16 protein-coding genes are annotated in these 14,324 nt (G+C 33.9%); 10 read left to right on the forward strand and 6 right to left on the reverse strand.

Annotation, left to right across the window (positions count from 1 at the left end; all coding sequences use genetic code 11):
- Positions 1-471 carry a YhcH/YjgK/YiaL family protein gene (locus H3S74_RS02505; protein ID WP_198192102.1) on the forward strand — a complete coding sequence of 157 codons (471 nt, stop codon included), beginning with the start codon at positions 1-3 and terminating at the stop codon, positions 469-471.
- A gap of 26 nt (positions 472-497) precedes the next feature.
- The gene (locus H3S74_RS02510; RefSeq protein ID WP_086356949.1) at positions 498-1,436 is read left to right on the forward strand and encodes a sugar kinase; all 939 of its coding nucleotides are present in this window, start codon (positions 498-500) and stop codon (positions 1,434-1,436) included.
- 105 nt (positions 1,437-1,541) lie between these two features.
- On the opposite strand, the gene H3S74_RS02515 is transcribed toward H3S74_RS02510, so the two are convergent.
- Positions 1,542-2,279 (reverse strand): cyclase family protein, encoded by a 738-nt coding sequence (locus H3S74_RS02515; protein WP_232354822.1) that lies wholly within the window; start codon positions 2,277-2,279, stop codon positions 1,542-1,544.
- A gap of 322 nt (positions 2,280-2,601) precedes the next feature.
- Here H3S74_RS02515 and uvrA point away from each other — a divergent pair, with 322 nt between their 5' ends.
- From uvrA to H3S74_RS02555, 8 genes are all read left to right on the forward strand, one after another.
- The gene (uvrA, locus tag H3S74_RS02520) at positions 2,602-5,442 is read left to right on the forward strand and encodes an excinuclease ABC subunit UvrA (RefSeq protein ID WP_198222010.1); all 2,841 of its coding nucleotides are present in this window, start codon (positions 2,602-2,604) and stop codon (positions 5,440-5,442) included.
- A gap of 37 nt (positions 5,443-5,479) precedes the next feature.
- Complete coding sequence (gene plsY / locus H3S74_RS02525) at positions 5,480-6,079, forward strand: glycerol-3-phosphate 1-O-acyltransferase PlsY (protein WP_146208327.1); 600 nt, start codon at positions 5,480-5,482, stop codon at positions 6,077-6,079.
- A 200-nt stretch (positions 6,080-6,279) separates the two neighbouring features.
- Positions 6,280-6,885 (forward strand): recombination mediator RecR, encoded by a 606-nt coding sequence (recR, locus tag H3S74_RS02530; protein ID WP_110447973.1) that lies wholly within the window; start codon positions 6,280-6,282, stop codon positions 6,883-6,885.
- Between the two features lie 86 nt (positions 6,886-6,971).
- Positions 6,972-7,790: a pyridoxal phosphatase gene (locus tag H3S74_RS02535; RefSeq protein ID WP_110447972.1), complete on the forward strand. Its 819-nt coding sequence runs from the start codon at positions 6,972-6,974 to the stop codon at positions 7,788-7,790.
- 19 nt (positions 7,791-7,809) lie between these two features.
- Positions 7,810-8,520, forward strand: coding sequence for a tRNA pseudouridine(65) synthase TruC (truC, locus tag H3S74_RS02540; protein WP_198247146.1), 711 nt, complete (start codon positions 7,810-7,812; stop codon positions 8,518-8,520).
- A 226-nt stretch (positions 8,521-8,746) separates the two neighbouring features.
- Positions 8,747-9,160, forward strand: a complete 414-nt coding sequence (locus tag H3S74_RS02545; RefSeq protein ID WP_198247147.1) for a DUF4878 domain-containing protein — start codon at positions 8,747-8,749, stop codon at positions 9,158-9,160.
- 119 nt (positions 9,161-9,279) lie between these two features.
- On the forward strand, positions 9,280-9,726 hold the full coding sequence (locus tag H3S74_RS02550) for a DUF4878 domain-containing protein (RefSeq protein WP_198199719.1): 447 nt from the start codon (positions 9,280-9,282) through the stop codon (positions 9,724-9,726).
- Positions 9,727-9,807: 81 nt separating this feature from the next.
- Positions 9,808-10,416, forward strand: a complete 609-nt coding sequence (locus H3S74_RS02555; RefSeq protein WP_198247148.1) for a YiiX/YebB-like N1pC/P60 family cysteine hydrolase — start codon at positions 9,808-9,810, stop codon at positions 10,414-10,416.
- Between the two features lie 156 nt (positions 10,417-10,572).
- Here the strand turns inward: H3S74_RS02555 and H3S74_RS02560 are convergent, their stop codons facing one another.
- Genes H3S74_RS02560 through H3S74_RS02580 form a run of 5 tightly spaced genes read right to left on the reverse strand, consistent with a single transcriptional unit; the run spans position 10,573 to position 14,215 of the window.
- Complete coding sequence (locus H3S74_RS02560) at positions 10,573-11,637, reverse strand: tyrosine-protein phosphatase (RefSeq protein ID WP_198199723.1); 1,065 nt, start codon at positions 11,635-11,637, stop codon at positions 10,573-10,575.
- A gap of 9 nt (positions 11,638-11,646) precedes the next feature.
- Complete coding sequence (locus H3S74_RS02565; RefSeq protein ID WP_110447966.1) at positions 11,647-12,462, reverse strand: PTS system mannose/fructose/sorbose family transporter subunit IID; 816 nt, start codon at positions 12,460-12,462, stop codon at positions 11,647-11,649.
- Complete coding sequence (locus tag H3S74_RS02570) at positions 12,459-13,256, reverse strand: PTS sugar transporter subunit IIC (protein ID WP_198199725.1); 798 nt, start codon at positions 13,254-13,256, stop codon at positions 12,459-12,461. Before H3S74_RS02570 ends, H3S74_RS02565 begins: the two co-directional genes overlap by 4 nt.
- Before the next feature lie 42 nt (positions 13,257-13,298).
- Positions 13,299-13,772, reverse strand: coding sequence for a PTS sugar transporter subunit IIB (locus H3S74_RS02575; protein WP_110447964.1), 474 nt, complete (start codon positions 13,770-13,772; stop codon positions 13,299-13,301).
- A gap of 11 nt (positions 13,773-13,783) precedes the next feature.
- Entirely contained in the window at positions 13,784-14,215 is a 432-nt protein-coding gene (locus tag H3S74_RS02580; RefSeq protein WP_110447963.1) for a PTS sugar transporter subunit IIA, read from the reverse strand.
- Positions 14,216-14,324: the final 109 nt, after the last annotated feature.

Here is a 14,324-nt window from a genome sequence, read left to right on the forward strand (position 1 = left end):
ATGATTTTAGGTAATGTTAATCATTTGGATTTAGTTCCATACTTGCCGGCCAAAATTAAACAATCGATTGAATACGTAAAGGACAATGTTAATAGCAATACACCAGCTGGTCGTTATGATATCGATGGTGACAATATGTTTTTTATGGTGTCAGATAATTCATTAAGATATATTCATGACGCTAATCCTGAATATCATAAAAAGTATATTGATGTACAAATTGTTTTAGAAGGGCAGGAAGGTATGGCTATTTGTACTTTGCCTCCACACACTCAAGTTTTAGATGATAAAATAGCAGAAAATGATATTGCTTTTATCAAAACGCCTAACGAAGAAACTATGTTAATATTACAGCCTGACGATTTTATTGTTTTTTTACCCAATGAAGTTCATAAACCGCTTTGTGCTGTTGATAATAAGATTGCTACGGTTCGTAAAGTTGTGGTAAAAATTGCATTGAATTATTTATAGATAGAGTAAGGATTTTAGGTAACACTATGACTACAAATATCGCTGTTATTGGCGAATGTATGATTGAGCTTTCAATAAAACAAGATTCAACAACCCGTAATTTTGGTGGTGACACGCTTAATACCTCGGTTTATTTATCGCGTTTGTTGACCAATAAAGATTTTTCGATTCACTATGTGACAGGCTTAGGAACCGATCCTTTTAGTCAAGAAATGCTTGATAGTTGGCAAAAAGAGCATATCTCAACTGATCTAGTTCAAAGAATGGCTGATAAAATGCCAGGGCTTTACTCAATTGTGACTGACGAGCAAGGTGAACGTTCTTTTTATTATTGGCGTAATGATGCAGCAGCTAAATTTTGGTTAAAAACAGCCGAAACAGCCAAAGTTACTGAACAAATTGCTAAATGTGATTATGTTTATTTAAGTGGTATTAGTATCGCAATTTTAGATGCAGAAAGTATCGTTAAATTATTAGCGTTATTAAAACAAGTTAAGGCGAATGGTGGTAAAGTTATTTTTGATAATAACTTCCGTCCTCGTTTGTGGAGTAGCTTTGATTTAGCTCGTAGCGTTTATTCAGATATTTTGTCATACACTGATATTGCCTTTTTAACTTTAGATGATGAAGATTTATTATGGGGTAAATTACCTTATGAACAAGTTATTGAGCGTACTAAAAACTTTGGTGTTTCGGAAATAGTGATAAAACGTGGTAGTGATAGTTGCATCATTGATTCTTTGGAAGGTCGTTTTGAAGTTCCAGCTAATAAAATTGCTAAAGAAGATGTTATCGATACTACAGCTGCTGGTGATTCATTTAGTGCTGGTTATTTAGCTGCTCGTTTAAGTGGTAAAACTCCTTCACAATCAGCCAGTCAAGGTCATCTAGTGGCAGGAACTGTGATTCAGTATCGTGGTGCTATAATACCTTTGGACGCTACACCAAAATTAATTGAGAATTAATAAATAAAACGGTCTTAATGACCGTTTTTTATTGCAAATCAATATTTACCGAAATATTAGCCCTTAATATCTAACCAAAATAGATAGTAGGGCATGATGAATAAATTAAGGTAATATAGCAAAAGAACGAACCGGAAAACCTGATGCATTATTAGGTTTGGCTACAATATTAAAGATAACTGCTCCTTTAGCTGGCAATTGATCTAAATTGGTCATTAATTCAACTTGATAAGTATCTTGCTCTAAAACATAGTATTCGCCTTTTAAAGCATTATTTTCCCTAAATGCTTTGGCTGAATCAGTATCAAAAGTTTCATGACCAATAGCTTTAATTTTTCGTTCTTCAAATAAAAATTTCAGTGCATCAAGTCCCCATCCCGGAATTTGGTTATTGCCATCGGCATCTTTATTTTCCATTGCCGTTTGTGATGGCCATTTTTTACTCCAATCAGTTCGTAATGCAACAAAGCTACCAGCTTCAATTTGTCCATGCTGCTGTTCAAAGCTTAATACGTCTGCTACTGAAAAAGAGAAATTAGGATCTTGTTGTGCTCGTTGCGATTGATCGATAACAATTAACGGTAATACCAGTTCTTGTAATTGTAATTCATGCAAATAGCGAGTGTTAGGCACAAAATGAATAGGCGCATCTAAGTGAGTGCCATATTGTCCAGCAAAAATAAAGTTTTGTGCTAAAAAACCATCATTATGATCAAATAGCGTTTTGATTTCGGCTGGATTAAACATAAAAAAATGTGGTGAATTGTGATCAAATGCATGGGTCAAATCAATCCATTTTTTTGATTTTAATAAATTTAAAGCTTGTAATACATCGTTATTCAAAACTATTCCTCACACTATAAAACACAATTACTTGTTTATTGTAAAATGGTTATATTTGTTAAACAAATAATTTTAAGTTATAGAAATATAATTTTTAGTTCTAATCTATTAAGAAAAATTTTGAGGAACGGGGTTTTTGAATGATTAAAAAGTGCTTTATTTTTATTATTTAATGAACAAATTTGGTTTATATTATTGAAATTTTACTAACCGACCCTATTGAGCTATATAGTTGTATATTTAATCATTCCATACTGGTATAATATACAGTTAATCTTTTGTCTATTTATCTAAACACACATATAAGAAGAGATCTATGTCAATTAAAGATATCGATATTCGTGGTGCAAGAACACACAACTTAAAAAATATCAATGTAGTTATTCCAAGAGATAAATTGGTTGTAATTACTGGTCTGTCTGGGTCTGGTAAATCATCACTAGCGTTTGATACCTTATATGCTGAAGGACAAAGACGATATGTTGAGTCGTTATCAGCTTATGCTCGTCAATTTTTATCACTAATGGAAAAACCTGATGTTGATCATATTGAAGGTTTGTCGCCAGCTATTTCGATTGAGCAAAAATCAACATCACATAATCCGCGATCAACGGTCGGTACAATCACCGAAATTTATGATTATTTACGTCTGTTATTTGCTCGAATTGGTGAGCCACGTTGTCCAAATCATAATTTACCATTAGCTGCGCAAACAGTTTCGCAAATGGTTGACAGTATTATGGCATTACCTGCAGAAAATCGTTATATGTTACTTGCGCCAGTGGTTACTGAGCGTAAGGGTGAGTTTGTGAAATTATTCGAACAACTTGCTGCTAGCGGTTATATTCGAGTTCGGGTTGATGGTGATGTTTATGATCTCTCCGATCCTCCGACACTTGAGCTACAGAAAAAACATACTATTGAAGTGGTTGTCGATCGTTTTCGTATTCGTGATGATTTGAAACTACGTTTAGCTGAGTCAATTGAAACAGTACTTTCAATTACCAATGGTATTGTTAAAGTCGCGAATTTGGATGATCCAAAAGCTGAAGAACATCTATTCTCAGCCAATTTTGCTTGCCCAATATGTGGCTATAGTATTTCGGAACTTGAACCAAGACTGTTTTCATTTAACAATCCAGCTGGTGCTTGCCCTGAATGTGATGGGTTGGGGGTACAACAATATTTTGATCCCAATCGAATTGTACAAATGCCAGAAGTTTCTTTAGCTGCAGGCGCGATTAAAGGTTGGGATAGACGTAATTTTTATTACTTTCAGATGTTAAAATCGTTAGCTGAACACTATAAATTTGATATCGATCAACCATATCAAAAATTATCTGCAAAAGTGAAAGATATTTTATTAAATGGTTCTGGTGGAGACGAAATACAGTTTGTTTACACTAATGATCGTGGTGACGTTGTGAAGCGTAAACATGCTTTTGAAGGTATTATCAATAATCTTTCTCGTCGCTATAAAGAAACCGATTCGCAAACAATTCGTGAAGAGTTAGCTAAATATATTAGCCATCGACCTTGCCCATGTTGTGAAGGTTCAAGGTTATGTAAAACAGCTCGACATGTATTTATTAACGATACTAATTTACCAACTATTAGTAATTTAAGTACCCAACAAGCGAAGGACTTTTTTGATAAGTTAACATTGACCGGACAACGGGCGCAAATAGCTGAAAAGATTTTAAAAGAAATAAATGATCGGCTGCAATTTTTGATTAATGTCGGTTTAAATTATTTAACTTTATCTCGTTCTGCTGAAACCTTATCGGGTGGTGAAGCGCAACGTATTCGACTGGCTAGCCAAATTGGTGCCGGATTAGTTGGTGTGATGTATGTTCTTGATGAACCGTCGATTGGTTTACATCAACGTGATAATAGTCGCTTGATTGACACATTGACTCACTTACGTGATTTAGGTAATACCGTTATTGTCGTTGAACATGATGAAGAAGCGATTATGGCTGCTGATTATGTTATTGATATTGGTCCTGGTGCAGGTGTTCATGGTGGTGAGGTTGTTGCACAAGGTACGCCAAAACAGATAATGGAATGTAAAAATTCATTAACGGGTAAATACCTTTCTGGTGAGGAAAAAATTGAAATTCCTGCTGAGCGAACCAAAATCGATAAGAAAAAAATGTTATCACTTATTGGTGCGACGGGAAATAATCTTAAAAATGTTACCTTGAATATCCCAGTTGGCTTATTTACGTGTATTACTGGTGTATCTGGTTCCGGTAAATCAACTTTGATTAATGACACTTTGTATCCTTTAGCCCAAAATGAACTTAATGGTGCAGAAAAAAGTGACATTGCACCTTATGAAGCAATCAAAGGATTAAATTATTTTGATAAAGTCATCGCAATTGATCAGAGTCCTATAGGTCGAACACCACGTTCAAACCCTGCTACATATACTGGATTTTTTACGTCAATTCGGGAACTTTATGCTGGTGTGCCAGAAGCTAGAGCACGAGGTTATAATCCAGGAAGGTTTAGTTTTAATGTCAAAGGTGGACGCTGTGAAGCTTGTCAAGGTGATGGTCTAATAAAAGTCGAAATGCATTTTTTACCGGATATTTATGTACCTTGTGATCAGTGCCATGGTGCAAGATATAATCGAGAAACATTAGAGATTAAATATAAAGGTAAATCGATTAATGAAATCCTAAATATGACGGTTGAAGAAGGGCGTGAGTTCTTTGATGCAGTACCTATGATTTCACGTAAATTACAGACTTTAATTGATGTTGGTCTTGCTTACATTACCATTGGTCAATCAGCAACTACTTTATCTGGTGGTGAAGCACAACGGGTGAAACTTGCAAAAGAATTATCTAAGCGAGATACTGGTAGCACACTTTACATACTTGATGAGCCAACTACAGGTTTACATTTTGCCGATGTAAAACAATTGCTCGCTCAATTACATTCTTTAAGAGATAAAGGCAATACTATAGTCGTGATTGAACATAATTTAGATGTTGTCAAAACTGCTGATTGGATTGTCGATCTAGGTCCTGAAGGAGGAAGTGGTGGTGGTGAGATCATTGCTGAAGGTACCCCTGAAGATGTTGCTAAATCGAAAAAATCCTATACAGGTCAATATTTAAAACCATTATTGCAACGACAAAAAGATAAATAATCTGGACTAAAACTACGGTAACCATAGGAGAGGTATTTTGACATTACAAATTATATTAATGATCATCATTGCTTATCTCTGTGGTTCACTGTCTGGCGCCATGATTATTTGCCATGTGATGAAGTTACATGATCCTTCCTTGCATGGCTCTCATAATCCGGGCGCAACCAATGTATTAAGAATTAATGGCCGTTTACCTGCCGTTATCGTATTAATATTTGATATGTTAAAAGGAGCGATTCCTGTTTATATTGCTTATCGACTAGGGATATCACCTTTCTTTTTAGGCATAATTGGTATTTCAGCTTGTCTTGGTCATATTTTCCCTTGCTTCTTTCATTTTCGTGGTGGTAAAGGCGTTGCAACTGCTTTAGGCATGATGGCGCCTATTGGACTTGATTTTACTGGTTGTTTTCTCTTAACGTGGTTTTTGGCGCTAATTATTACTGGCTATTCATCTGTGGCTGCAATTGTTGGCTTTCTTTTTGCACCTCTATTTGTCTGGTTTTTCAAGCCCGAGTTGACGTTACCTGTGACAATGCTCTCTTGCTTAATCATTATTCGTCATAGTAGTAATATTATGCGGCTATTTAAAGGTGAAGAGCCAAAAAGCTATGCTAGGCATAACAAAAAATAGCTTAATGGGATATTTATTTTTAACTGCTAATCATTATTAATGATGAAAATTTAAAAAGTATAAAACAACTAATTTCACGTTAGATTTTTTAAAGTTTAATTAATTTGGAATTGAAATAATAGAATATTTCTTGTTTTATACATAATTGAAACAAGGTATTATTGATTAATTATTATAACTATATGGTAACAAAATAATTCATGCAAATCAGTCCTTTACTCGAATCACTTATTAGTGCACTGCGCTGTTTACCTGGTGTTGGTCCAAAATCAGCACAACGAATGGCTTATCATCTATTACAACGTAACCGTCAAGCAGGACTTCATTTAGCTCATGAGCTAAACGAGGCAATGAATAACATTGGCCATTGTAAAGCATGTAGAACTTTTACTGAGCAAGAGATCTGCACTATTTGTGCTAATGTTCGCCGTCAAAGTAGTGATCAGCTCTGTGTGGTTGAATCTCCAGCAGATATTTTTGCCATTGAGCAAACTGGACAGTATAGTGGTCGTTATTTTGTTTTACTTGGCCATTTATCGCCACTAGATGGCATTGGACCAAGCGATATTGGTCTTGATTTACTAAAAAGCCGATTAGCGTCAGAATCGATTCATGAGGTTATTTTAGCAACCAATCCAACAGTTGAAGGTGATGCAACAGCTAATTACATTGCTCAGATGTGTAATGAGTTTAATATCGTTGCGACTCGTATTGCCCATGGCGTTCCTGTAGGTGGTGAACTTGAAATGGTGGATGGAACTACCTTATCGCATTCATTTGTTGGTCGACAAAAGATAGACTTTTAGTGTTATTTTATGGTTAATATCAATAGATAAATAGATTATTTAGTAAATATTCGTGGATTTCAGCAAAAATTAGAAAGAGAGATGTTATGAAATATAAAGCAGTTGCTTTTGATATGGATGGTACTTTACTGGCGAGTAATCGTTTAATCCTTCCTGAAACAGTAGAGATGATCCAAAAAATTATGGATAAAGGCATTAAAGTTATTTTAGTCTCTGGTCGTCATCATACGGTAATACATCCTTATTATTATCAACTCAAATTATCAACACCGGCAATTTGTTGTAATGGATCTTACTTATATGATTTCAAACAACAACAAAATTTTGCTGCAAAACCGATGACTAAACAGCAAGCAAAAACTTTATTGAACTTAGTCAATCAGTTTGGTATTCATACCATGATTTACACAGATCAAGTTATGAATTATGAAATTCTTGATGATCATTTAGAAGGATTCTTTGGATGGTTGAACTCATTACCAGAATTTTTACAACCAGAAGTTAAAAAAGTTGATAATTTTGAACAAGTCATTGAACAGGCCAATATGATTTTCAAATTTGCTACCAGTAGCCATAATTTATCTGCCTTAAAACAATTTTCAGATGCAGTTGATGCACTTGAAGAGTTTTCTTGTGAATGGTCATGGTCGAATCGTGCCGATATTGCAGTTAAAGGTAATACAAAAGGCAATGGATTAAAACATTGGGCTGAACATGAAAATATTAAACTAAGTGAAATCGTTGCTTTTGGTGATAGTTATAATGATATTAGTATGTTTGCTATTGCAGGACTAGGTATTGCTATGGGCAATGCCGATGATGAAGTTAAAGCCAAAGCTAGTTATACGATTGGCGATAACAATAGCCCTAGTATTGCTAATGAACTTGAAAAATTATTTTTATAGTCAAATAGGTTAATTAAGCATGGTTTTTGAGGTTCTTTATCAGGACAATGATTTAATAGCAATAAACAAGCCAGAAGGGTGGTTGGTACATCGTAGCTGGCTTGATAAAAATGAAACAGTGTTTGTAATGCAAACATTACGAGATCAAATAGGGCAACATGTTTATCCTATCCATCGTTTAGATCGACCAACCTCTGGAGTATTAATTTTTGCGCTATCTAGCGATATCGCTCGTTTATTATCACAACAGTTTGCTGAAAAACAGATTGAAAAAACTTATCATGCTATTGTACGAGGTTATGTTGATGGTGAAGATACTATTGACTATCCATTAGCTGAAGAGTTAGATAAAATTGCTGATAAATTTGCCAGCAAAGATAAGCCAGCTCAAGAAGCAATAACCTTTTATAAAGGCCTTAGTAAAATAGAATTACCTATCGCAGTAGGCAAATATTCAACAGCTAGGTACAGTTTTGTTGAGTTAAAACCGCAGACCGGTCGAAAACATCAATTGCGTCGCCATTTAAAACATATTTTCCATCCAATTATTGGTGATAGTAAACATGGTGATCTCCATCAAAATCGTGCTTTTAGTCATTATTTCGCTGTTAAACGTCTTATGTTACATGCTAGCACTATCAAAATGATGCACCCCGTCACCCATGAACCATTAACTATCCATGCAAACTTAAGTCAAGAGTGGTTAACAATATTAAAAAACTTTAGATAAAGTTAATGGCTTTATTGATAATTAATTTCAATTTATTAGTGGTATTTAATTTTTTTATTTGCAAAACAAATTTTATTGCATTATCAACTGAGTTACTATAACCTTAAACCGCATATCTAAATCGTTAACAAGATTTGCAAAGCACTTATCTTCATGTTTTCAAAGTATTGTTAACATTTTCAGGCATTAATAATAATTAAATTTAGTAAATTATTTAGGAAAAACAATGAAACGATTAACTCAGTATGTAAGTATCTTCTTTTTAACTTTATTCGCTATTGCGTGTTCATCAGGTGAAAGCTCACCAGAAAAAGTCGCAGAAAAATATGTATCAGCTATTTATAGTGGCGATGCAGATGCTGTAATAAAAATGATTTATATTCCAGAGGAAGACAAATCTGCAGGTGCTAGCACAATGATTACCGGTAAATTGCAAGACGGAGCAAAAAGAGCTAAAGCTTATGCTGAGGAACATGGTGGCATTGATAAAGTTGAATATCAACCAACTAAATATCTAAATGATGATAAAAGCCGTGCTATCATTGGAATAAATGTAATCTTCAAAGATAATGCTAATAAAAATGAAGACCTTAAATTAACCAAAGTTGATGGTAATTGGTTTATTGAAGTCGGTTTTTAGTTTTTAAGATCACAATTTTGGTTGTTTAAATATACAGGAAAATAAAGGTTATTTTACTTTTTTGTAGTTAAATAAATATAGGAACATATTGAATACAATATCAAATAGGGAAATACAATATGAAATTGTTAGTTAAATTTTTAAGTGTATTTTTGTTAGCTTTAATGCTTACCGCCTGTTTTTCAGATGACAATACGCCTGAAGTGGTAGCTGAGAAATTTATTAAAGATGCTTATAGTGGCGATATTGAAGGTACTTTTGATGCTTTATATGTTCCTTATTTCCATATTCCTGGTGCTGTATATATTCCTAATGAATTAAAAACCAAAGGTGTAGATGTTAACGATTTAATAAAAAGTAAATTGAAAATTGCTATCGACAAAGCAGTTGCTACTACAAAAGAAAATGGTGGTATTGATCGAGTAGAATTATCTTCCACCGAATATAATAATGATCACACTAGAGCTAATATCAAAACAACCATTATCTTTAAAAATGGAACTGATAATAAGTCAGATTTTTCATTAATAAAAGTTGATGGTAAATGGTTAATTAATATGGAATAGCTCTTATAATTATTTGATAATTTAAAAAGGCGAGTCTCATCTTTGAACTTTTTAAATTAATAATGAAAAAATTCAAACTTTATGAAATTTTCCTATTATATTTTTATTCTTTTTCTTTTTATAAAAAATCCAGTTTATGCTCAAGAATCAGCAAATTTCGATAATTCCTATAAAGAAATGAGTTCATTAATTCATGTTGGGGATTGGATTTTTCGTAGTGGTGTTCAGACAGATAGTCTTATTGTAAAAAAACTTGATGGCGGTATATTTTCTCATATTGGCATGGTTGTCGCGATTGAACCGGAAATAAAAGTTATTCATGCCACGACTACTGATGATGAAAATACTCCAAATCAAGTTATTATTTCAAGTTTGGCTGATTTTACCGCTCCAGAATTAGCTGAGAAATATGCCATAGCGCGGCCAAACTTTTTAACAGACGAGCAAAAGTCTCAAATTATTGCCGAGCTGTTAACTAAACAAGGAGAGCTGTTTAAACTGGCTTCTCGTGAGGAAGACCATTTATATTGTACTACGTTATTGTATGACGTTATTATCAAATATAAATCTGATTTTAACCCAGAATGGAAATATGCTAATTTCCCTTTATTGCGTGGTCATTATCTATTTCCGAGCGCTTTTGCCAATTATTCTGAAATCACTTGGATATATAGTTATCCGGACAACTAAATAATTAATGCTGGAAGGTTTATAATAAAATCACGTTTAATTAGTCACGGTTCAGTTCGTTTATTATTTAAAAATTGCCTCTGACAAAACAAATAAGAGAGTAGATTTAAAAAAAGCGTAATGGAATAATTACGCTTTTTGATAGAGGTTATTAAGTTAAGATTCTAGATAAATAGCCTGCATTTTTTCAAAATCTTGATCGGTGAAACCAAGTTCTTGTTTAATATAATTGCTTGGTGTTCCAGCAACTTTTTTCATCGTATTAAGTATTTCTAATACGAAACTTTCACGAGTATCAATTAGACTTAGCAAATATCCTAAAACATCCTCATTATCGGTTATTTTTCGATAAGCTTCCATTTTGATTTTATTACGTTCTAATCGGTTATCGTGAGTTAGCATATAATCATAAATAATATCTGATTCAGATACACCTAACATTATCTGGATAAGTAACACGCCATAGCCAGTCCTATCTTTACCTCCACGACAGTGTTGAATACTTGGACTATTGTTGCCATCTAATACTACTCTTAGCATTTGTCGATAAGCATTCTTCGACTTTTCACTCAATACAAAGTTACGATATTGCTCAAGAACTTGAATTCCTTCGCCATTGACTAATTCTTTCGGAATATCTCTCAACACACTCTCAATTAGAGCTCGATCTTCATTGCTGGGATCGGCTGCAAATTGAGCTGCAAGTTCTGCTGTTTGTGCTGAAGCATCAAAATTAAAGGTTTGCTTTTCACCAATTGAAGAATTCGGACTAGTTTTAATTTCATTTTCACAACGATAATCTATAATTGTTTGAATGTTTAATGTTTTAATATACTGTTGCGCATCTGGTTTTAAACCATGAAGATGATTAGAACGGTATAATAATCCCCATTTTACCCGTTTCCCATTTGCACCAATATAACCACCAAAATCACGGAAATTATTTAGACCTGTAATTGGTAAAGTTCGTTCAGCAACTAAATATGAAAAATCATTACCGATTTGTAAAATCAGATAAATACGACGTTTTGCTTGTAAAGGATCTTCAAAACTAAACGGCGATTTTATATCTTCACTGATTAATGTTTTATTTGTTGTATTAACATTTGCTTCTTCAGTCCAGTATAAATCTACACGATGATCTGAATTGTTTTCAAATGAGACAGTTAATTGACCTTGCTTATTGCGGTTTAATAAAGCTGTTTTAATTTTAACTACCATATTTATTCCTTACTTTAAAATACCAAACATTGAAAATATTACCCCAATTACCATTACCGCTAGTATTAAGCTAACTGTGTATTTTCCTTGAAACTTCCTAACGATGAAGAATGTGGCTAACGCAAAAAGTAAGGTTAAAAAATTTGGCATGACTTTATCGAACATCTCTTGGACTTTAATCGATTGTTCGCCAACATTAATTGTTAGGGGGGTAGCAACTTTGACCGTTGATGCAATGAGCGAGCCTAAGACCATGACACCAACAACATTAGCCAAGTTACTTATTCTTTGAATAATATTTGAATTTTTTGATTGCTCAATTAAATCTACACCCTTGTTATAGCCATAATGAATAAAGAAATATTTGCTTAATACATTAACAAGGTTATAAATTAAAAACATTAATATAGGACCAATGATATTGCCTTGCAACGCGAAAGCAGCGCCAATACTGCCGCAAATTGGCATCCAAGTGAATTTAAGTAAACTATCACCTAAACCTGCAAAAGGGCCCATTAAACCAGCTTTAACAGAGACTACCGCATCTTTTTCTTCTTCACTGGTTTTCTCTTCCATTGCAGCGGTAACCCCTAAAATTAACGCACCAGCATTAATTTGAGTATTAAAAAATTCTAAATGACGCTTCATTGCACGGATACGCGTTTCTTTATCAGCATCCTTATAAAGGCGATCTAATACTGGGGCCATACAATGGGCAAATCCTATCATTTGCATTTTTTCATAGTTATATGAAAATGACATGGTTTGTAGGTTCCAAAAGATACGATTTAGATCTTTTTTAGTAATTTTATGTAGAGTACTCATAGATCATATTCCTCTTCAGTGTTGCTATTCATTGATGTTTGGTTGTCGGATGATTCATTATTATTACTGATTCTGCCATTAGTTGACGCCATGTCATATAAGACTGCGAAAGCTAGAGCAATAAATGTCACAGGAATAATTGGTAATTTTAAATAGGTTGTTAGCATGAAACCTAATAGGAAAAAGAACCACATTCTGCCTTTGAGTAACATCAGTAATAAAATACAAATACCTACTGCTGGAATTAATTTGGAAGCAACGCCCATACCATCAATGATACTTTTTGGAATCGCATCTAAAATAGTTTTAACTAAATCACTACCAAAATAAATTGCAATAAAACATGGAACAGCTCGAATTAAAAACCAAAGTGGTGTTGAAAAAAAGTGAACTTTAGCCAGCGCTTTATAATCACCATTTAAAACAGAACGTTCTGCCCAAGGATTTAAAAAACAGGCAAATGAGCGCCATATAATAAGCAATTGTTGGCATAACAATGATACAGGTACGCCTAATGCAATACCGGTAGCAATACCTCCGCCAGTAGTAATACCTAGTGAAACCCCGATAATGGCACCGGCAACAATGTCTGGTGCGGAATATGCACCTACGTTACCAATACCCATCCACATTAACTCTAGCGTGGCGCTAATTGCTAACCCTTGAACCATATCACCCATAATAATACCTGCAACGGTACCTGTTAATAATGGGCGACGTAACATCTGCGGACCAACATCATCCAATGAACAAATTCCCGCCCAAATGGCGACAAGAATAGCTTGCGTTAACATATGTTAACCTCCAAATTATAAATAAATACTTTCAAACATTATTTAGTTAAGTAGTGATTGCAGATCGACTATTGGATCTTTAGGCACCATCTGTACCTCAACTGGAATATTTTTAGCAATAAGGTTTTTGAATGCTTGTTCCTCTTCTGGTGTTACTGAAACAGCTCTTGATAATTGATGTCGACCATCTTGCATTCGCATACCGCCCACATTCACTTTTTCCAGTGATAATCCACCTTCAACTAACGCATTAACATCAATACTATTTGTGAAAAGTAACATGGTTCTTTTTTTGATCGGGGTTTTCTTTAAAATTTCGATAAATTGTTGTACACCAAACACTAAAACTTTTAGCCCAGGCGGTGCCGACATAGTGAGTACTGATTGCTGAACTTTATCACCAGCGACTTTGTCATTAATAACTAATACTTGTTCTATGTCATAGTTTTTTACCCAAGTAGTAATAACTTGTCCATGAATCAAACGGTCATCAATTCTGGCTACATTTATTGGCATTGGTCTTCTCCTTACAACTCATTAGATTGTTCTTGTTGAACATTTAAAATCTGCCGAACATCTTTACAGCTTTCAGGAAAAGTTTCCTCAATAGCTAATTTGGCATCATTTAATGTTCCTTCACGATTATTTAAAACTTCAAGTAATACTGGAATATTAAAACCACAAAATAGCAATACATCATCATGAGATATGAGCAGTTCAGTGGCTAGATTGCAGGGCGTTCCTCCCATAATATCTACCAATATAATTACGCCATTGCCTTGATTAAGTTTTTTATAACTACTTTGCATTTCCTGACGTAAATTATCGATATTACTATCAATTAAAACTGATATAACATGAATATTGTCTTGTTCGCCCATAAGCATTTGAGCACACTCTAAAGCGCCTTGAGCAAATGGACCATGACTAGCTAAAATGATGGGTAAAGGATGTGGCATAAAAATTTCCTTATCATGTAATTTTATTACTAAATATTGTTATTTATTTAGTAACAAAGTTACATCCACAGAGGGAAATAGTCATCCATTTTTTAAGAAATTTTTATGA

This window comes from Gilliamella sp. W8126, from assembly GCF_016102185.1.
GTDB classification, from domain to species: domain Bacteria; phylum Pseudomonadota; class Gammaproteobacteria; order Enterobacterales; family Orbaceae; genus Gilliamella; species Gilliamella apis_A.